Source organism: Nosocomiicoccus ampullae (assembly GCF_019357495.1).
GTDB classification, from domain to species: Bacteria; Bacillota; Bacilli; order Staphylococcales; family Salinicoccaceae; genus Nosocomiicoccus; species Nosocomiicoccus ampullae.
The window spans coordinates 360209-379728 of record NZ_CP079110.1 but is presented as its reverse complement, the minus strand read 5'-3'; the positions used below and the strand labels follow the sequence as shown (position 1 = coordinate 379728).

Sequence of the window (19520 nt, the reverse complement as noted above, 5' to 3'; positions counted from 1 at the left end):
TTTAATATTCATGTAAAGTACGATACACTATCTTTAAAAAAGGAGTATACAAATGAACTTTTCAACAGGCATTCATAATAGTGAAATTAACTCTACTATTTTAAATGAAACCATTGATTTTCAATATTATATACCAAAACAGTTCAATATAAACGAAAAATATCACGTTTATTATATGTTCGACTCTCAAGACTTTTTTAAATACGGGCAAATCAATCGTATATATGAACGACTTTATAAAAATAATGAGATTGAAGCTGCAATTATGGTTGGTATTCCTTACCCTAATGTTGAATGGAGAAACCATCACTTCCAACCAGAAGGTGAACATACAGAAACATTTATGGAGTTCATCACTAAAGAATTCGTTCCCTTTGTTGATGATAAATTCCCAACAATAGATAGTCGAGATAGCCGCTTACTGATGGGCGAAAGTTTAGCTGGAAGCTTTAGTATTAAACTCGGTATTCATTATCCGAATCTCTTTAAAAATATACTCGCATTTAGTCCAGAAGTAACTGATGAGTTTTATGATGAAATCGTCGAGACAGATGGCACTAAAGACATTCACTTATACCATACAATTGGACTAGAAGAGCAAGACTTCATTACAATTACTGGTCGACAAGCAAACTTCTTAGATCCTAACCGCGAGCTCAATGAAGTACTCTTTACTATTCCAGAACGCTACGAATATAAAGAACTTGACGGCGGGCACATATGGAAAACTTGGAAACCAGAAATTGAGCATGCGCTAAAATTCTTTTACGGCGTTTAATTAAGTCGAGGTCGTTTATCGTCGGTGAAAATTAAGTGTCGCAGACGATTCATAGAACTCTCTTCAATAAAATTTAAAAGCGCTAGGACAAGAAGTCCTAGCGCTATTTTTATGCCATTGCGTGATAACCTGAGTCGACGTGTAGTATTTCTCCAGTGATTCCTGAAGCGAGGTCAGATAGTAAGAACATCACTGCGTTTCCGACTTCTAATTGGTCGACGTTTCGTTTTAAAGGTGCACGTTCTTCGATTTCTTTTAATACTGTTTTAAATTCACCGATTCCTGATGAACTTAGTGTACGAATTGGACCAGCAGATACTGCGTTTACACGGAATCCTTCATTACCTAAATCAAGTGCTAAATATTTTACACTAGATTCAAGTGCTGCCTTAGCAATACCCATCACATTATAGTTTGGGATTGCACGTTCCCCACCAAGATATGTCATCGTGACAATTGATCCACCTGGGTTAAGTATTTTTTTAGCCTCTCTAGCAACAATCGCAAGTGAATATGCTGAAATATCTAATGCTAGCTGGAATCCAGCGCGTGACGTTTCAGAGTATCCGCCTTTTAATTCGTCTTTATTAGCGAATGCGATTGCGTGAAGTACACCGTCAATTCCACCAGTATGTTCTCCAATTTCTTTAAATGCACGTTCAACATCTTCGTCTGACGTGACGTCACAGTTCACCATAAAATCATGGTCGCCTTCTAATTCGCCTTTTAATTTATCAATTTGTTTTTTAAAGCGATCGTTTAGCGTTGTGAATACGATATTTGCACCTGCTTTATCTAAAGCACGCGCTGCGCCCCAAGCGATTGAACGTTGGTTTGCGACACCCATCACTACATAAGTTTTACCTTTTAAATTCATGAGAATCCTCCATTCGTATTAGTACCTACTACTAATTTTAAAGATTTCTTTGAAAAATGCAACGAATATCTATGTTAAGGCACCCATTAATGCATTCGCGAGAGAAAAGTAAATCATTAAACTAATAATGTCGTTTGACGTCGTTATAAATGGTCCACTTGCGACCGCTGGGTCAATACCGAGTTTTGACATTCCCATAGGTATAAATGTCCCAGTTAATGTCGCAACTGTCATCGCAACAAATAACGACACACTGACAATTAATCCGACAACTGGTTGACCAAATAAGATTGTAATGATAATAAAGAGTAGTACCGCACACGTTATTCCTGTCATCATTCCAGTAAATATATCTTTCATTGCAAGCTTTAGTAAACTTGCACGTTTAATGTCACCTGTCGCAAGTCCTCTAACTGCGACTGCTAGACTTTGCGTGCCTGCATTACCCGCCATACCACCAATAATTGGTATGAATGCACCAAGTAATGCTACTTTTTCTAATGTATCTTCGAATGTCGACAGCATCGTCGCTGTAATCATACCCATTAATGTTAAACCGATTAACCACGGCAAACGCTTCTTCGCTGCTGTGAATGATGAATCATCAAGTGGTGATCCTTCATCACTCATACCAGCTAATCTATAGTAGTCTTCTTCCGCTTCTTCTTGGATAACGTCCATGATATCGTCTGCTGTGATAATACCAACTAAATGTTCTTGATAATCCAGTACCGGAACCGCGAGGAAGTTATAGTCTCTCATCACATATGCGACTTCTTCTTGGTCATCTGATACGTTAACTGAGATTACACGTTCTTTCATAATATCGCCGATATATTCATCTTCATCAGCAATAATTAAATCACGTAATGAAATAATACCGACTAACTTATTATTAATATCTGTTACGAAGATGTAGTAAATTGTTTCACTATTTGGTGCTACTCTTCTTAAGTGTTCCATCGCTTGGTGGACAGTCATTTCACTATCGATTGAAACGAATTCTGTCGTCATGATACCACCAGCGGTATCATCCTCGTAGTTCATAAGTATGCGAATTTCTTCGCGGTCGTCTCTTTCCATTAATGCTAAGAAACTCATCATCACTTCTTTTGGTAAGAAATTCATGATGTCGGCTGCGTTATCGTACTGCATCGCTCCAAGAACTTGCGCAGCGTATCTCGCATCCATACCTGTAAGTATTTCTTCCATTTCTTCATCAGATAACGTTAGCGTATCGAAAAAGTCTGAAATCTCTTTTGGACTTAATAAGCGGTAAAGCTTATCTCTATCTTCGTTATCTAATAATGAGTAGAACTCACCTTGTTCGTATTCATGTAGCTTTAAAAAGTTTTCTCTAAATGGTTCATAATCTTCATTTTCTAAAAGAACAATTAGCTCATCATATGCTTCTTTTTTCTCGATGTCTTCTACATGGTCTGTATTTGTTGTATCTGTGTCTACTGACAACTCTTTCACCTCTAACTTGAGATAAACGACTCCCTGACTCTATGCCAAAATGGGAAATGTCTAAATCTCGCAAATTTGATTGTTTCTTCTGCCACCTTATATTCAATCGATGAAATACCGTTTAACTGAAAATGTAAATGGTCGATTGTCAGTAAATGCGTATCATTTTTATTTGGATACACATTTAACGTGTGGTGACTTGGTAAAATAATCGACGAGCCAATCGTCCTAAATACTCTATTGTTAATTGATGCGATTTCTGTTAATTGAATCGACTGAAATGACGGGTGAATTAAAGCACCACCAAGCGACTTATTATAAGCCGTTGAACCAGATGGTGTCGAGATACAAATCCCGTCTCCTCTAAACTTTTCAAAATGCTTACCACCAATCCCAACATCAATCGCAAGCGTCGAGCCTTGTACCATTTTTAAAGTTGTTTCGTTTAACGCGAGATGATTTTCTTCACCATTATCAGTATGCACTTTAACATGTACAAGTGGGAATTCTGTTTTAACGAACTCCTTACGGTCGATTAAATCGATAAGTAAATCCGATTCTTCAGGATGAAAATCTGCATAGAACCCAAGATTTCCAGTATGTACACCGACAAACATCGTTTCACTGAGTAAATGTTGATACATATGAAACGCACCGAGTAACGTACCGTCGCCACCGATTGAAATAATAATTTCAGGTTTAATTTTATCTTCTTTCATGCCGCGTTTTTCTAACTCTTGTGTAATATAGCTTCTCGTTTGTTTAGATTTTTCATCGTTTTTTGAGATAATTGTAAATCGCAAAGCGATCGCCTCCTAATTAGACGTTACGTTTTGATGAAAAGAATTTCTGCGCTTCTTGAATCTCTTCACGTATGAGTGACATTTCTTGATCTAATAAATACGCAGCATCTGCAGCATTTTGTAGTCGCTGTTTAATTTCAACGGGATACTCTCCACTATATTTATAATTTAAAGAGTGTTCAATCGTCGCCCAAAAATTCATTGCGAGTGTACGTATTTGAATTTCTGCCAATATAACCACTGTGCCGTCTACTGTTGATACTGGATACTCGATAATTATATGATATGAACGGTAGCCACTTTCTTTAGTATGCTTAATATAGTCACGCTCTTCAATAATCTTCATATCCTCACGTTTATCGATTAAGTCACGAATAATCATAATATCATCGACGAACTGGCACATAATTCTGACACCAGCAATGTCATACATTCCTTTACGTAAATCGTCGTAAGAAATATTATTTTTGCTCGCTTTTTCAATAATACTTTGAACTGGCTTGACTCGTGCTGTAACAAACTCTACAGGGGACGGTCGATTCGTAAGCTTATACTCTTCTCGAATTCCCTTTAACTTAATTTTAAGTTCATCGATGGCCTGTCTATAAGGAGATAAAAATACGCTCCATTCATCCATAGACGACCCCTCCTTTTAAATTGTGAATGTCTCTACAATTTTACCTTCGAATTCTTTTCCGTAATTGTTGTTGCCCTCAATATTTTCTAATAACTCTTCTAAATGTGTATAAAAATCTTCTAATTCAACTTGGTCGTTTAACACAATTTTAGAATCTCTATATCTTTCTAACATCTCCCAAGTTTCTGTCACGAAGTGAGTTCTAATAAATTCCTCACCGTCATCTAATATGTAAATAATCGTGAAGTTATCTGAGTCTACAATCATTTGTCCCATACTGACGAGAGTTTTGTCAGAAAAATCTTCCTCAACATAGCATTTTAATTCATCATTTTCGAATTTAATTTCATTTACATAAATATCCATAAAAATTCACCTCTACCGGTACTTATTCTATCATATTTATGACTGTTTCAGACACCAAATGTGTAATGCTTTACTTCATTATATTAAATCGCAATAATAATATAAGGAGGTTATTATGCAAGAGACAGAAATTGAATTTAAAAACTTATTAACAAAAGAAGAGTTCGATACGATACACGACGAGTTATTTAAAGACATTGAGGGTACCGAACAAATCAATTATTATGTCGATACAGATAAATTGGATTTAAGAAATCATCATTTAATGTTAAGAGTAAGAGAAAAAAATAATACACATACATTAACTTTAAAAGTACCAACAGAAGCACATACGGTTGAAGAATTTCATAAACCGTTAGATCAACCTGTTAATATTAGTGACGTTATAAATAAAGACATGCTTAGTCGTCCGATGTTTTTAATCATTCGTTCGAACTTAATTAACCGTACGTTAAAAGTGCTAGGCAAATTAACAACATTTCGTAAAGAAATAGATTATAATGGTGGCACGCTTGTTTTAGACTATAGTACATACTTAAATCAAGAAGATTATGAAATCGAGTTCGAAGTAGACGATGCTTCAACTGGAGAAGAGATTTTTAAAGAGTTTTTAAATACTTATAATATTAATAGAAGTGAAACGATCGTTAAGAGCGAACGTTTTTATCGTGCTTTACAATCTGAAAAAGGAGAATAAAATGGTTACGGTTTATAAGCAACTTGGCGAAGAAAAAATCGAAGAACTCGTGGATCGTTTTTATGATTATGTCGATAAAGATTCGCGTATGCGTTTTTTATTTCCCGAAGATTTAACAGAAACAAGGCTTAAGCAAAAATTATTTCAAATACAATTTTTAGGTGGTCCTAACCTATATAATGAACGTTTTGGACACCCTATGTTAAAGATGAGGCATATGCCATTTAAAGTGACTGAAGAAGCACGTGATGCTTGGTTAGACAATATGTCTAAAGCAATGGATGATGTTAAACTTCCAAGTGAAATTAAAGAACATATATATAAACGTTATGAGATTACCGCAAATGCGATGGTAAATAGTCGTTGATTTACTTTTATTTAGAGGTGACCTGCTGTGAAAGAATCGAATGTAATTTCACTTTTTCTTGAACCTGCTGATTACAAAATAGAAATCTATTATTTTTTTGATCCATTTTCAAAAGATATTTTAAAAATGGAAGCAATTATTAATAAACTTTTATTAGAATATGGAGACTATATTCGAATCAATAAAATACTAGCGCCTTCTTTAAAAGTTTTAACGAAGTGCCAAGCACAGTCTACTTCTAACGTTGACAACATTGCACTCGCATACAAGGCATCTGAGATTCAAGGTAGAAACCGTGCACGTAAATTCATGAGATTTTTACACAACAGAATCACACCGACACATTCTGTTTGCACGAAGGAAAACATCATTGATAGCGCAAAGCTTGCAAATCTAGATATCGATGCATTTATAGATGAAATGCAATCTGAAAGTCTTCACACTCTACTTAAAAGAGACCTCGCCTTATATCGTGAAATGGACATTGAAGATTTACCGACACTTGTCTTTTTTAGCGGTGACATTGAAGAAGAAGGTCTTAAAATAGAAGGGGTAAATGATTACTTTATTTATTCTTATATTATTCATGAACTTTTAGAAATCGATGTTCAAAAGAAAGCTCTACCTAATATATATGACTATATTAAAAATAACGAACTCGTCAGCATCGAAGAGTTGAAAATGATTTACGACTGGAATGAAAAGGACTTAAATCACGAATTAAATAAATTACAACTCACTCAGTATATCCATTCTGTGACTCACGGAAACAATATATACTTTGAAGCAATCGGCAACCATGTGTAATGGTTGCTTTTTTTATATAAAAAAATGACGAGCATCTTCTAAAATGCTCGCCAATAAAAAGGGGATGAGAGAAATTTTCACTGTTACAAAGGGGTATGTTCAGTGATTTTCTATATATTAAATATATCACAGCATCAATAGTTACACAAGTGTTTAGATAACTTTTTCACAAAGTTTTTACATTATTGTTTCTTTAATAGCGACTCAAATTGATCTAATTTTTCTTCAAAGAATCTCATCGCTTTCTCAATTGGTTCACGAGTTGTCATATCAACGCCTGCATTTTTGAGAATTTCAATTGGGTAGTTTGATGATCCTTTTTTCAGAAATTCGTTAATATAACGATCTCTATCTTCTTCAGTACCGTTAAGGACGATTTCAGATAATGTTGCTGCTGCAGAATAGCCTGTCGCATACTGATAAACGTAATAGTTCATATAAAAGTGCGGAATTCTCGCCCACTCTTTTTCGATTAATTCATCATACTCTACTGCATCACCGAAATATTTTTTATTTAGCTCGCCGTATACTTCATTTAATTTTTCAGCAGTTAACGGTTCACCATTTTCTTTTAACGTGTGAATTTTATGTTCAAATTCTGCAAACATTGTTTGACGGAATACTGTGCCTCTAAATCCTTCGAGTTGTTCGTTTAGAAGGTATAATTTTTTCTTATCATCGTCTAACTGATTATATAAATAATGTGCAAGTAGTGCCTCGTTAAATGTCGATGCAACTTCTGCTACGAAAATTGAATAACCAGATTGGTTTGCAGTTTGATTTTTACGGCTGTAGTAGCTGTGTACTGAATGACCAAATTCATGTGCTAATGTGAACATATTATCAACGTTATCTTGCCAATTCATTAAAATATATGGATTTGTACCATATGTTCCTGAAGAATAAGCACCTGAACGTTTCCCTTTGTTTTCATAAACATCTACCCAGCGATTTTCAAAACCTTCTTTTAATATATCTTGATATTCTTCACCGAGTGGTTCGAGTGCATCAATTACATGTTCTTTTGCTTCTTCATAAGTCACTTTAAAGTCCTCGTCAACGAGTGGTGTGTAAATATCGTACATTGTTAGCTTATCTAAACCTAAAATCTCTTTTCTTAATTCAGTGTATCTATGAAGTAAATGTAAGTTGTCATTCACAACATCTACTAACTGATCGTACACTTCTTCAGGGATATGGTTATTTGATAATGCTTGGTCACGACTCGACTCATATCCTCTAGCAAGTGCTGTAAAGATATGACTATCCACTTCTCCAGATAACGTTTGAGCGAGTGTGTTTTCAAATTCACCGTACTTGTTATATAGACTTTCATACGCTGACTTTCTAAGTACACGGTCATTTGATTTTAATAAATCGATATATGTGCCTTGAGTCACTGCACGCTCATTACCATCTTTATCAACTGCATTTTTAAACTCTAAATCAGCGTTATTAAAAATCATATACGTTGAAGATGGATTGTCTAATACAAGTCCTGCTTGCGCGATGAGCTTTTCTTCTTTATCGCTTAGTACGTGTTTACGTTTTTTATTGATTTTTTCAAGATCAAATTTAAATTCTTTTAATTTTTCATCTTCAGCATATGTGTTTAGCGTCTCTTCGTCGATGTGCATAAGCATTGGCATTAAGAAACTCCACGCCGCTGAAAGTTTTGTTGCTAACTGACTTGCACGGTTATTCATGCTTTGATATTTACCGTTTGAAGTGTCTTGGTCATGTTTTAAATGTGAGTATACGTATAGTTTACCGAACTCAACACTAAGCTCTCTTTCAGCTTCGAGTACTTCTAATAAGTCTTCAGCGCTATTGATTCCTTTTTCTTTATAGTTATTTGCTTTTTCAATTTCTTTTTCAAGCGTTTTAAACGCCTCTTCCCACGCTTCATCTGATTCAAATATTGAAGATAAATCCCAAGTGTCTTCGACACGTTGATCTTCACGTTTTAAAAGTTCTGTCATATTGTAACCTCCGAGTTTTGTAATCTCTTTAATTTTCTCAATATTTAGATTATCTTGCAACTATTTTAGTTCGTAAATCGAAATAATTGTTTAAAATCTTTAAGTAATCCTTTAGCGACATAATGATTTGTCATGTGATTCATTTTTCTAAAACTTAAAAGTTTTAAAAATTCATGATAGTTATAACTATTTGTTTTAACTGCGTAATATAAATATAACTTCCATTCTAATGAATTATTATTAATAAACCGTTCTGACGGAGTACTATAATATAAAATTTTTGGTAAGTTATCTTCACTAAGCGATAATTGATATAGATATCCGATTGTTTTATTTAAATAACTTCGTTTTTCACGTTCACTTTTAATCTCTTTTAAAATATCGTTTCTACTCCGAAGTTTTGTAAAAAACAATGGACAGTAATGATTAAAAATATCAGTATAATGGATTCTCTCAATTTTAAATAACCACTGATTATTTCTTAAATTATCAGTTAAAACATACCGTGATATTTCTAAGTCATTATTTACTGTATATATAATAAAATCCTTCATAACCGCATAATGAAACTGCGTTAATTGAATAGTATGTGCTTTAATATTTAAATCTTCTTCTTTTAATAGCCACGTGACGTCAATACCTTCTTTTTCATATCCTCTTGTACGATTTAAAATAATAGATGGTGAAACTTTTGATAACTGAATTTCAACTGCATGATTATCGTCCACAAGTAAATCTGGAATCTGTTGAATATTTTCTAAGTAACATTCCATTTTTACATTAAATGCTTCTCCAAACTTAAAATATAATTCGTGTTTTAGCATTAAATGCGTTTCAGATTCTTTACGGTATAAATGTCTTTCACACATATGAATACTCACATGTGAAAAGTGTTCTTTTTTTATATCTCCACGTTTTAGCTGAACTTCACTATTACATACTGGACAGAAATATTTCTCATTACGTTTTGCATCTTTAGCATCGACTTCATTTCCATTTCTATCAATCGCGATTAACATAAAAATTCCCCTTTTTCTATATATGCTAGAAAAAGGGGAATTATCTTTTTTTATTTAGACGCTTCAAAATTTCGTCTTAGTTGTCGTCTTACATTATAAGCCATAATCGTATTACCATACTCCATTAAGACCGCTTCAGTCTTATCTGTTCTTTCACCGTATTCTAAAAGATTTAATTTAATTCTTTCAGATTGAGATTTACCTTGTCTTGTAAAGAACACTAAATAATAAAAACTATCATTATAAGAAAGTAGAAGATCATCATAAAGAGATTCATCTTCCTCTTTACCGTAACTATATTCTATTAATGAATCAATATCGTCAAACTTAGCGATAAATGGTTTTGTATAATCACGTTTGTTTTCTTCTTGTATCATTTCTTTAATTCTATCTAATTCCTTACTATCTTCTTCACCGTAAAGGTCTTCAAGGAGCTGTTCTTCTTCGTCCTTATCATTTAAGTCTAAGTCATCATCTTTAAATGTTTCTTCAATTAATTCTTCGAGTTCAGTATCTTTCATATTTTCCGGACGATTTAAACCATATCGATTATCAGCTTGGGACTTAGACACGACTACCTCGAGTCCTTTGTCAAATGCATGAACTTGAATCCATAACGGGCCATCTTTCATAAATTCTTTTGTATGTTCATCGTTTACTTCGCTCATGAGTTTCCAGAAAAACTCTTCACCACGTTTACGATCCATCCATAACTCTTCACGAGTAAACCCGCGGTTTTCAATATCATCATATGAAATGTAGAACTTTAAGGTCTCATCATCTATCCTTTCAAATCTCATGCACTCACTCCCTCACATTTAATGGTAACGTTCATTATACGAGTTTTTAAACAGAAATGCCAATGAATAAACTACAATAACAAAAAGCCTGTAACTTTGCAGTTACAGGCAATTTAAATTCATTTACTCAGCAAGACGTTTTGCTTCGTTTAGGTGTAACGTACGAACTTTTCTTGGTAAGAAACGTCTAATTTCATCTTCGTTATAGCCAACTTGTAATCTCTTATGGTCAATAATAATCGGTCTTCTTAACATGCCTGGGTTTTCCATAATTAACTCATAAAGTTCATTCATTGGTAAACTGTCAATATCAACATTTAATTTTTGGAATGCTTTAGAACGTGTAGAAATGATTTCATCTGTACCATCTTCAGTCATTCTTAAAATTTCTTTAACTTCATCAAGCGTTAATGCTTCTGAAAAAATATTTCTTTCAGTATATGGAATGTTGTTTTCCTCTAACCATGCTTTTGCTTTACGACAAGACGTGCAGCTCGGTGATGTAAATAATGTTACCATAAATTTCACACTCCAATATTTATTCTATAAACTACAAAAATAGATATTTTTATAACTTAGTAAACATCTTATTTCCTTTATAGTTATATTATAAACCTCGAAGATTAAAATAACATGAAAATATATTAAAAAATTTGAAAAAATTTTGAAGTTATGATAGTTAATGTAGATTTGATAGAATATTGAAATCATATTAAAATAATATATAACACTATTTTTTCGGAGGCAAATTATGAAAACTCTTTTTTCTGGTATTCAACCGAGCGGTGTACCTACAATTGGTAACTATATCGGTGCGATTACTCAGTTCGTAGAAATGCAAGAAGAATATGAATCTTATTTTTGTATTGTGGACCAACACGCGATTACTGTGCCTCAAGACCGTCTTGAGTTACGTAAAAACACTAAGTTACTCGCGGCAATTTATCTTGCAGCGGGATTAGATCCAAAAAAAGCAACACTTTTCATACAGTCTGAAGTACCGACACACTCACAAGCTACATGGATTTTCCAAACGCTATCATATATGGGCGAATTAGAACGTATGACTCAGTTTAAAGATAAATCTCGTAAACAATCTCAAAAAGAAGGAATTCCCGTGGGATTATTTACTTATCCTACACTAATGGTATCTGATATTTTACTCTATAATGCAGATGTCGTACCAGTTGGAGACGATCAAGCACAACACTTAGAGTTAACACGTACTCTTGCTGAACGTTTTAACTTCCGCTATAAAGAAATCTTTACAATACCTGAAACACGTTTACCAAAATTTGGTGGACGTATTATGAGTTTACAAGAACCGACGAGCAAAATGAGTAAGAGTGATGCAAATCAAAAAGGATTTATTTCACTTATGGATGACCCTAACGCTGCGGCTAAAAAAATTCGTAGTGCAGTAACAGATTCAGAAATGATTGTTAAGTATGATAAAGAAAATAAGCCAGGTATTTCTAACTTACTTGTAATCTATTCAAGTTTCACTGATTATACTATTGAAGAAATTGAAAAAATGTACGAAGGTAAAACATACGGAGACTTTAAAAAAGATTTAGGAGAAATTGTTAAGGAGTTTCTAATCGATTTCCAAGAAAAAGTAAATGACTACTTAAACTCAGAAGAACTCGACGAAATTCTAGACGAAGGTCAAGAGCGTGCATTTAAGAAAACAATCAAAATGTTACGTAAAATGGAGCATGCGGTTGGTCTAGGTAGAAAAAGAAAGTAAAAAAACGGGTTGAACCCGTTTTTTTATTGCGCTAAATCTTGTCTGATTTTTTCTTTTACTATATTTAATTCTTCTTCTACGTTTTGTTCTGGTTTCTTTGTAAATAAACTTACAATAACTGTAACAACTAAGTTCACGATAAATCCTGGTAAGATTTCATATAAGTTCCAAAAATCTGATCCTGTTTCACCCATCGGTGAAATAACTACGATCCAAAGAATAACTGTAATTGATGCTGCGACCATTCCTGAAATAGCGCCTGTTCTCGTTAAACCTTTCCAATATAATGAGAGAATAACGATTGGACCAAATGCCGCACCGAATCCTGCCCATGCGTTACCAACTAAATCTAAAATCGTAGAGTTTGGGTTCCATGCAATTACCATTGCGACTGCTGCAACGAGTAACACTGAGAAACGCCCGACCATAACAAATTCTTTTTTGTTTGTATCTGCTTTATCTCTACCGCGAATTAGTTTGTAAAAATCCTCAGTTAATGCACTTGACGTTACGATTAACTGTGACGCGATTGTACTCATAATTGCTGCTAAAATTGCAGCGAGTAAAAATCCTCCAACTAACGGATGGAATAATAATTGTCCCATTAAAATGAAAATCGTTTCTGGGTCTTCAAGTACTAAGTCGTTACTGTTCACGAATGTAATACCTGTTAAACCGACTAATACTGCTCCAACTAAACTCACTGCCATCCAACTAATACCAAAACGACGTGCAGTTCTAAGTTTTTTAACGTTTTGAACAGACATAAATCTAACGATAATATGCGGTTGACCAAAGTAACCAAGTCCCCATGCAATGAATGAGATAATACCAATGACTGTCGTACCTTTAAACCAGTCTAAGTTTGTTGGTTTTAATTCTGCTGCTTGACTCAGCGTATCTAAACCTGATAATTGAAGCATTGCAACGATCGGTACCATAACCATCGCAATTAACATGATTACCCCTTGGAAGAAGTCTGTCAGTGATACCGCTAAATATCCACCAAAGAACGTATAAACAATAATAATAATTCCAATTAAGATTAAACCGAAGTGATACGAAGTACCGAATGCGCTTTCAAATAAACGTCCTCCTGCTACAAGTCCAGAGTTTACATATAGCGTAAAGAACACAACGATAATAAGTCCAGAAATAATCTTAATTAAGTTCGTGTTGTCACTTAAACGATTGTTGAAGAACTCAGGAATCGTAATTGAGTCATTCGCAACTTCTGTGTACACACGTAATCTCGGTGCGACGACGAAATAGTTTATGTAAGCACCAACAGTTAAACCAATCGCAAGCCAAGCTGCCGAAAGCCCAACCGAATATACCTCTCCTGGTAACCCCATGATCATCCAACCACTCATGTCTGCTGCTCCAGCCGATAGAGCGGTTACATAAGGCCCAATATTACGTCCTCCTAACATGTACTCGTTTAAGTCATCTGTTGACTTTTTATAACTATACCAACCGATGAATAGTAAAATTAAAAAGTACAGTACAATCATGACATAAGTCTGCCAATCTAAAGTTACTGCATCGCGAACACGTGTTGCTCCTAATAAAAGCACTTATAGCTCCCCCTTTTTTAATGATAATTTTAGTATACAAAATCATAAAAGCGTTTTACATAGTAATTTTTTATCATTATTAATAATTGTAAAATTAAATAAACTTAATACTTAAAAAATAAAAATAGACGCCATATTTTTTTAAATATAGCGCCTATTTAAAGTTACTCAGTATATTTTTTTAAAACAATTGTTGCGTTATGACCACCGAAGCCTAAACTATTAGAAATTGCATATTCAATATCTAATTCTTCTTGTCCATCTTTTAAGTAATCAAGATCTAGTTTAGGGTCTTGATTTGTTAAGTTAATTGTCGGGTGGACTTTACCATCTTGTATACTTTTCGCTGTAATGATTGCTTCCATAGCACCTGTACCGCCGAGTAAGTGACCTGTCATAGACTTCGTTGAGTTAATTTTTAAATTATACGCGTGATCGCCAAATACTGTTTTAATTGCAAGTGTTTCATACTCATCATTATATGGTGTAGATGTACCATGTGCATTTACGTACTGAATATTTTCTGGCTGAATTCCTGCGTCATTAAGTGCTGCTTGTATTGCACGTGCGCCACCTTCACCATTCGGTGCAGGTGCTGTAATATGGTGCGCATCTCCTGTACTACCGTATCCAACAATCTCAGCATAAATCTTAGCACCACGTGCTTTCGCATGCTCTAATTCTTCTAGTACAACAATTCCTGAACCCTCACCCATTACAAATCCTGAACGGTCTTTAGAAAATGGTACTGATGCATAATCTGGATCATTTGATTTACTTAACGCACGGTTTGCTTGGAATCCCGCTACTCCCATATGTGTAAGCGGTGCTTCAGTTCCTCCTGCAATCATCGCGTCAGCGTCTCCTCTTGCGATAATTCTAAATGCATCACCGATAGAATTTGTACCTGTTGCACATGCAGTTACTGTCGCACCATTTGGTCCTTTAGCGTTATGACGAATCGATACTTGTCCTGCTGCCATGTCTGGAATCATCATCGGCACAAATAATGGACTTACTCTTCTTGGTCCACGGTCAAATAGTACTCTTAAACCGTCTTCTAACGACTGAATGCCACCAATACCAGAACCAATCCATACTCCGACGCGTTCGCTAATATCATCATTAATATCAAGACCTGAGTCTTTGACCGCTTCATCTGATGCTGCGACTGCGTACTGCGTGAAGCGGTCCATACGGCGCGCTTCTTTACGTCCGAAGTATTCTTCTCCGTCAAAATCTTTTAATTCTCCTGCGATGTGAACGTTATAATCGCTCGTATCAATTCGAGTAATTTCATTGATTCCGTTAACTCCATTTAATGCATTCTCCCATAATTCATCTACCGAGTTACCAATTGGTGTTAATGCACCCATTCCAGTAATTACTACTCTTTTTTCTGCCATATTTATATTCCTCCTATTATTTTCCCCATGTCATACATACAGCGCCCCATGTTAGGCCACCACCATATCCAACAAGGACAATATGATCTCCTTCTTTAATTCTTTTATTACTCAATTCATAGTCGATACTTATCGGTATTGAGGCTGCTGAAGTATTACCATAATACTTCAGTGTTTGACTTAATTTATCGTTTGGTAGGTTCATCTTCTGTCTTGCGTAATCCATAATACGAATATTCGCTTGATGCGGGATTAACATATCAATGTTTTCACTTCTTAGTCCTGCCTTTTTTACTACAGATAAACTCGATTCTTTAATCGCTCGTACAGCAAATTTAAATACTTCTCGGCCGTTCATTTTAATGTGGTGAGTATCTTTGTCGACATATAATGATTCTCCACCGTCTCCGTCACTTCCAAGTTCAAACGACTTAATACCATACCCATCACTGACTTCGCTTAAAACAACAGCACTCGCACCATCTCCAAATAAAATTGCGGTTGAACGGTCATTAAAATCGACTATTTTAGACATCTTGTCTGCACCAATAACGAGAACATTTTTATATGTACCTGCCTCAACAAAATGATACGCAGTCACTAATGCATATATAAACCCTGTACAAGCGGCTGATTGATCTAATGACGGAATATGATTTAGGTTAAGTTTACTTTGTACGATATTTGCAACGGATGGAAAATGATAATCAGGAGTTGTCGTAGCAACTATAATCATGTCGATATCTTTTTTATTAATATTGGCATTTTCAATCGCTTTTTTAGCAGCAAGTACGGCCATATCACTTGTCTCGATATTATCTCCAGCAAATCGTCGTTCTTTAATACCTGTCATTTCGGTAATCCATTCGTCAGATGTATCTAAATAGCTTTCAAATTTATGATTCGTTACAACTGTTTCTGGAATATAACTACCAATACCAACAACCCCTACATTCGCCATCTCACCACACCTTATTCATTTTTATTACTAGGTACTAATTTAGCACAATGTATTATTTTTTTCAATTAAAAAAAGCTTGAGTACATATATACTCAAGCTTTTTATTTTGAATAATTACTCTTCATCTACACCGATTTTGTATAGAAGTGTATCTTCGTTATATCCGTATTCTTCACTCCAGTTTTTAACACGTTCGTTAACTGGTGTAACATACGCACGGTACATTGTTGGGAATACTGGAATTTCTTCAACCATTAATTCTTGCCACTCATCGTATACTGATTTTCTATATTCAGTGTCAAGTGCTTCTTGTGAGTTACCTTTTTTCAGTAAGTCATCATTTTCTTCAGAAGCGTAACGTGGATAGTTGAATAGTGCTTTTCTGCCATAGAATCCTGAAGGGTCTACGTCAGATCCTACGCCCCAAGCACCCATGTAAACATCTACTTCTTTGTCGTCGTTTTTAAGCATGTCATAGAATGAGTTAAACTCAATTAAACGACCGTTAGTTTTCTCAACGTTAAGTCCAACGTCTTTCCATGATTGAATGTAGTAGTTTGCTAATGGTTCAGCTGTGTCTCCACCTGACATAGAAGCAAACTTAATCACTAGTTCTTCACCGTCTGGTGTTTCTACGAATCCGTCACCATCTTTATCTTCATAGCCAGCGTCTGCTAAGATTTGTTTCGCTTTTTCTGGGTCGAATTTAGGAGTTTCTAAGTCATCTTTGTGCCAGTCTTTGTGGTAAGGCGTAATTAATGATGTACCTTCCCAGCGAAGACCTTTGTAGAATTTCTTACCTACAGCATCGTTATCAACCGCATGCCACATTGCACGGCGTAACTCTTTGTCTCCCATTTTCATTTCGTCTGGTTTGTAGTTCACTTCGTTTTTGTCTTCATCCCACTCACCAAGTTTAAATCCGATATAAGTATATGCTCCGTCGATTTGACCTAACCATTCTACACCATCAATTTCTGAAACGTCAGGGAATTGATCTGTAGGGAATGATAGTGCAACGTCAATGTCGCCTTTTTCTACTGCATCAGCTACTGATGATGGAGGAATAACTTTAATTTCTATTCCGTCCATTCCTGGCTCGCCTCTCCAGTAGTCTTCGAATTTCTCAAGAACGATTGCTTCCCCAGAAGTAATAGACTTCACTTTGTAAGGTCCAATACCAATTGGGTTTTTACGCGTTTGATCTGAAGCACTCATGTCTTTAACTTCTACACCTTCGTAGTGATGTTCAGGGAATAAGTATGCCCAGAATCCACCAGCTGTTAATGATGGTGCTAATTCTTTATAATGGAAAACTGCTGTTTTATCGTCTTTAACTTCGATACCTGAAATTTCGTCAGCATCTCCTGACTGATACTCTTCATAACCTTCGATTAAAGTGAATCCCTCATTTGAACCACGAACACCGTCATAGTCAGGGTGACCAATCACTTCGTATGAAGCAACGTAGTCTTCAATAGTAACTGGCTCACCGTCATGCCATTTCGCATCTTCTTGTAATGTAAATGTTACAGTATTATCATCTTCATTTAACTCATAACCTAAAAGGCCATCTTGAGTGTATTGGAAGTCCTCATTCATTGAGAATACTGCTTCATCAAAGTGTTCAATCATTTTAGCATCTGGTGCACCTTGGTAAAACGCCCAGTTTAAAGTACCTTCAAATGGTGTATCTGACGTATAACCGACTTTTAAAGTACCTGTACCTGAAGGTTCACCTGTGTTTGATACAGACTTAGAGAAGTCTTCGTAGTTGTAAATCCCTTCTTCATCTGGTTCAACTTTGGCAGAATCGCCACCGTCTTCGTCTTTAGATTCGTCACCAGCGTCTTCACCGCCACCACAAGCAGCTAAAACGAGCACTAGAGATGACCCCATCCCGAATAGTAAGCGAGACCAATATTTTTTGTTCATCTTGTGTCCTCCTTTAAGTTTGTAGATAACGATTCGTAGAAATATACAAGTTTTGTTATCTATTTTGATATTATCATAAAATTCTGATAAATCAATAACAAAATTAAAAATATTTTCAAAAAATTGAAACCGTTTTAATTTGTTATAAACATTATACCTCATTTTAAATAATTATGTAATCGTTTTCTTATATTTTTTTAAATTAAATAAAAAAGTTCAAGCGGACTGCTTGAACTTTTCTATTAAGCATTACGTTGTCTCGCGTCACCCGCACGGCGCATCGCTTCACCAACGTTACGTACACAAAGCATTAAGATTAATATTAAAATCGCTGCCGGTGCCCAGATCCAAGGGCGTAGACGTAGTGTTTGTGTTTGTGTTGCATAAGATAATAATGTACCAAGTGACGGCGTATCTTCTGGGAAACCGAAGCCAATGAATGATAACCCTGACTCGATACCGATGTTTGCTGCAAGTGATAATGTCGAGTTAACGATAATAATTCCAATTAAGTTTGGTAATAACTGTGTAAATATAATTTTGATATGTGAACTACCTAACGTTCTGGACGCGTTAATATAGTCTTGTTCTTTTTCTTGAATTGCAAGTGATCGAATTAATCTCGCAGTACCTGTCCATAAAAATGCACTCATAATAAGTGAGAAACTAACGATACTGTAGTCTGGTGAAATCGTTACGTAAACTACGATAATCATTATGAATGGTAAAACCATCATAAAATCAACGATACGCATCATTAAGTTATCAATTTGACCACCGAAGTATCCTGAAATTACCCCGTATGCTGTACCAAATGATACAGAAATCGCAGTAACGAGTACACCGATTAATAACGAGTTTCTCGTACCGATAATTAATTGTCCGAAAATGTCACGTCCACCATAGTCTGTTCCAAGTCTAAATTCTTCGTTTGGTGCTTGATTAATTGAAAATAAATCAACTGCTACAATTTCAGATTGCTTTAAAAACATCGTTAAACCAAATACATATGATGTGATGGCAATCATAATAATTAAACTAAATAATGCAATTTTATCAGCAAAGACTTCTCCTAAGATGACTTTCCAACCAGGCGTTGAGCGCGGCAAGTTTTCAACGTCAATTGAATCGTGTGATTCAATGCCTTTAGTACCTGACTGGTTATGCGTATCAATGTCTGTTGGGTGTGCTTCATTTCTATCTTTTCTAAAACCTGTGTTCTCTGGATTGACATCGTTTAGTTCACGGTTTTCATCATTTAAATTTTTATTATCTTTTGTCATGTGAC

The 19520-nt window shown here is 35.1% G+C and carries 19 protein-coding genes; 5 read left to right on the top strand and 14 right to left on the bottom strand.

What is annotated here, in order from left to right:
• Window positions 1–52 precede the first annotated feature (52 nt).
• Window positions 53–778 carry an alpha/beta hydrolase gene (locus tag KPF49_RS01990; protein ID WP_183673533.1) on the top strand — a complete coding sequence of 242 codons (726 nt, stop codon included), beginning with the start codon at window positions 53–55 and terminating at the stop codon, window positions 776–778.
• 109 nt (window positions 779–887) lie between these two features.
• Here KPF49_RS01990 and fabI read toward each other — a convergent pair whose 3' ends face one another.
• The 5 genes from fabI to KPF49_RS01965 all read right to left on the bottom strand — a co-directional run bounded on the left by fabI (window position 888) and on the right by KPF49_RS01965 (window position 4931).
• Window positions 888–1655 (bottom strand): enoyl-ACP reductase FabI, encoded by a 768-nt coding sequence (gene fabI / locus KPF49_RS01985; protein ID WP_183673531.1) that lies wholly within the window; start codon window positions 1653–1655, stop codon window positions 888–890.
• Between the two features lie 69 nt (window positions 1656–1724).
• Window positions 1725–3125, bottom strand: coding sequence for a magnesium transporter (mgtE, locus tag KPF49_RS01980; RefSeq protein ID WP_183673529.1), 1401 nt, complete (start codon window positions 3123–3125; stop codon window positions 1725–1727).
• A gap of 11 nt (window positions 3126–3136) precedes the next feature.
• Complete coding sequence (locus KPF49_RS01975) at window positions 3137–3928, bottom strand: NAD kinase (protein ID WP_183673527.1); 792 nt, start codon at window positions 3926–3928, stop codon at window positions 3137–3139.
• A 16-nt stretch (window positions 3929–3944) separates the two neighbouring features.
• Window positions 3945–4565 carry a GTP diphosphokinase gene (gene yjbM / locus KPF49_RS01970; RefSeq protein WP_183673526.1) on the bottom strand — a complete coding sequence of 207 codons (621 nt, stop codon included), beginning with the start codon at window positions 4563–4565 and terminating at the stop codon, window positions 3945–3947.
• Window positions 4566–4580: 15 nt separating this feature from the next.
• Window positions 4581–4931 carry a UPF0738 family protein gene (locus KPF49_RS01965; RefSeq protein ID WP_183673524.1) on the bottom strand — a complete coding sequence of 117 codons (351 nt, stop codon included), beginning with the start codon at window positions 4929–4931 and terminating at the stop codon, window positions 4581–4583.
• A 115-nt stretch (window positions 4932–5046) separates the two neighbouring features.
• Here KPF49_RS01965 and KPF49_RS01960 point away from each other — a divergent pair, with 115 nt between their 5' ends.
• The 3 genes from KPF49_RS01960 to KPF49_RS01950 are packed head-to-tail and all read left to right on the top strand — an operon-like array spanning window position 5047 to window position 6802.
• On the top strand, window positions 5047–5628 hold the full coding sequence (locus tag KPF49_RS01960) for a CYTH domain-containing protein (protein WP_183673522.1): 582 nt from the start codon (window positions 5047–5049) through the stop codon (window positions 5626–5628).
• Window position 5629: 1 nt separating this feature from the next.
• Entirely contained in the window at window positions 5630–5995 is a 366-nt protein-coding gene (locus KPF49_RS01955) for a globin domain-containing protein (RefSeq protein WP_183673520.1), read from the top strand.
• A 27-nt stretch (window positions 5996–6022) separates the two neighbouring features.
• A complete protein-coding gene (locus KPF49_RS01950; protein WP_246562772.1) occupies window positions 6023–6802 on the top strand; it encodes a DsbA family protein in 780 nt (259 codons plus the stop codon).
• Between the two features lie 182 nt (window positions 6803–6984).
• Here KPF49_RS01950 and pepF read toward each other — a convergent pair whose 3' ends face one another.
• The 4 genes from pepF to spxA all read right to left on the bottom strand — a co-directional run bounded on the left by pepF (window position 6985) and on the right by spxA (window position 11122).
• Window positions 6985–8784: an oligoendopeptidase F gene (pepF, locus tag KPF49_RS01945; RefSeq protein WP_183673518.1), complete on the bottom strand. Its 1800-nt coding sequence runs from the start codon at window positions 8782–8784 to the stop codon at window positions 6985–6987.
• A 65-nt stretch (window positions 8785–8849) separates the two neighbouring features.
• On the bottom strand, window positions 8850–9803 hold the full coding sequence (locus tag KPF49_RS01940; RefSeq protein WP_183673516.1) for a competence protein CoiA: 954 nt from the start codon (window positions 9801–9803) through the stop codon (window positions 8850–8852).
• Window positions 9804–9853: 50 nt separating this feature from the next.
• Entirely contained in the window at window positions 9854–10603 is a 750-nt protein-coding gene (locus KPF49_RS01935) for an adaptor protein MecA (protein ID WP_183673514.1), read from the bottom strand.
• A 123-nt stretch (window positions 10604–10726) separates the two neighbouring features.
• Window positions 10727–11122: a transcriptional regulator SpxA gene (spxA, locus tag KPF49_RS01930; RefSeq protein WP_183673512.1), complete on the bottom strand. Its 396-nt coding sequence runs from the start codon at window positions 11120–11122 to the stop codon at window positions 10727–10729.
• Between the two features lie 232 nt (window positions 11123–11354).
• On the opposite strand from spxA, the gene trpS reads away from it, so the two are divergent.
• Window positions 11355–12353 (top strand): tryptophan--tRNA ligase, encoded by a 999-nt coding sequence (trpS, locus tag KPF49_RS01925; protein WP_183673510.1) that lies wholly within the window; start codon window positions 11355–11357, stop codon window positions 12351–12353.
• A gap of 23 nt (window positions 12354–12376) precedes the next feature.
• Here trpS and putP read toward each other — a convergent pair whose 3' ends face one another.
• From putP to KPF49_RS01900, 5 genes are all read right to left on the bottom strand, one after another.
• The gene (putP, locus tag KPF49_RS01920) at window positions 12377–13867 is read right to left on the bottom strand and encodes a sodium/proline symporter PutP (protein WP_183673606.1); all 1491 of its coding nucleotides are present in this window, start codon (window positions 13865–13867) and stop codon (window positions 12377–12379) included.
• A gap of 227 nt (window positions 13868–14094) precedes the next feature.
• On the bottom strand, window positions 14095–15336 hold the full coding sequence (gene fabF, locus KPF49_RS01915; RefSeq protein WP_183673508.1) for a beta-ketoacyl-ACP synthase II: 1242 nt from the start codon (window positions 15334–15336) through the stop codon (window positions 14095–14097).
• Window positions 15337–15352: 16 nt separating this feature from the next.
• Complete coding sequence (locus KPF49_RS01910) at window positions 15353–16297, bottom strand: beta-ketoacyl-ACP synthase III (protein WP_183673506.1); 945 nt, start codon at window positions 16295–16297, stop codon at window positions 15353–15355.
• A gap of 114 nt (window positions 16298–16411) precedes the next feature.
• Window positions 16412–18232 (bottom strand): oligopeptide ABC transporter substrate-binding protein, encoded by a 1821-nt coding sequence (locus KPF49_RS01905; RefSeq protein ID WP_183673504.1) that lies wholly within the window; start codon window positions 18230–18232, stop codon window positions 16412–16414.
• A gap of 242 nt (window positions 18233–18474) precedes the next feature.
• Window positions 18475–19515, bottom strand: a complete 1041-nt coding sequence (locus tag KPF49_RS01900) for an ABC transporter permease (RefSeq protein ID WP_183673502.1) — start codon at window positions 19513–19515, stop codon at window positions 18475–18477.
• Window positions 19516–19520: the final 5 nt, after the last annotated feature.

What these genes read in the sequence shown, in the direction of transcription:
- KPF49_RS01990 (WP_183673533.1), top strand. Translation starts at nt 53, where the DNA reads ATGAACTTTTCAACAGGCATTCATAATAGTGAAATTAACTCTACTATT.
- fabI (WP_183673531.1), bottom strand. Translation starts at nt 1,655, where the DNA reads ATGAATTTAAAAGGTAAAACTTATGTAGTGATGGGTGTCGCAAACCAA.
- yjbM (WP_183673526.1), bottom strand. Translation starts at nt 4,565, where the DNA reads ATGGATGAATGGAGCGTATTTTTATCTCCTTATAGACAGGCCATCGAT.
- KPF49_RS01965 (WP_183673524.1), bottom strand. Translation starts at nt 4,931, where the DNA reads ATGGATATTTATGTAAATGAAATTAAATTCGAAAATGATGAATTAAAA.
- KPF49_RS01960 (WP_183673522.1), top strand. Translation starts at nt 5,047, where the DNA reads ATGCAAGAGACAGAAATTGAATTTAAAAACTTATTAACAAAAGAAGAG.
- KPF49_RS01955 (WP_183673520.1), top strand. Translation starts at nt 5,630, where the DNA reads ATGGTTACGGTTTATAAGCAACTTGGCGAAGAAAAAATCGAAGAACTC.
- pepF (WP_183673518.1), bottom strand. Translation starts at nt 8,784, where the DNA reads ATGACAGAACTTTTAAAACGTGAAGATCAACGTGTCGAAGACACTTGG.
- KPF49_RS01940 (WP_183673516.1), bottom strand. Translation starts at nt 9,803, where the DNA reads ATGTTAATCGCGATTGATAGAAATGGAAATGAAGTCGATGCTAAAGAT.
- KPF49_RS01935 (WP_183673514.1), bottom strand. Translation starts at nt 10,603, where the DNA reads ATGAGATTTGAAAGGATAGATGATGAGACCTTAAAGTTCTACATTTCA.
- spxA (WP_183673512.1), bottom strand. Translation starts at nt 11,122, where the DNA reads ATGGTAACATTATTTACATCACCGAGCTGCACGTCTTGTCGTAAAGCA.
- trpS (WP_183673510.1), top strand. Translation starts at nt 11,355, where the DNA reads ATGAAAACTCTTTTTTCTGGTATTCAACCGAGCGGTGTACCTACAATT.
- putP (WP_183673606.1), bottom strand. Translation starts at nt 13,867, where the DNA reads ATGATTGTACTGTACTTTTTAATTTTACTATTCATCGGTTGGTATAGT.
- fabF (WP_183673508.1), bottom strand. Translation starts at nt 15,336, where the DNA reads ATGGCAGAAAAAAGAGTAGTAATTACTGGAATGGGTGCATTAACACCA.
- KPF49_RS01910 (WP_183673506.1), bottom strand. Translation starts at nt 16,297, where the DNA reads ATGGCGAATGTAGGGGTTGTTGGTATTGGTAGTTATATTCCAGAAACA.
- KPF49_RS01905 (WP_183673504.1), bottom strand. Translation starts at nt 18,232, where the DNA reads ATGAACAAAAAATATTGGTCTCGCTTACTATTCGGGATGGGGTCATCT.
- KPF49_RS01900 (WP_183673502.1), bottom strand. Translation starts at nt 19,515, where the DNA reads ATGACAAAAGATAATAAAAATTTAAATGATGAAAACCGTGAACTAAAC.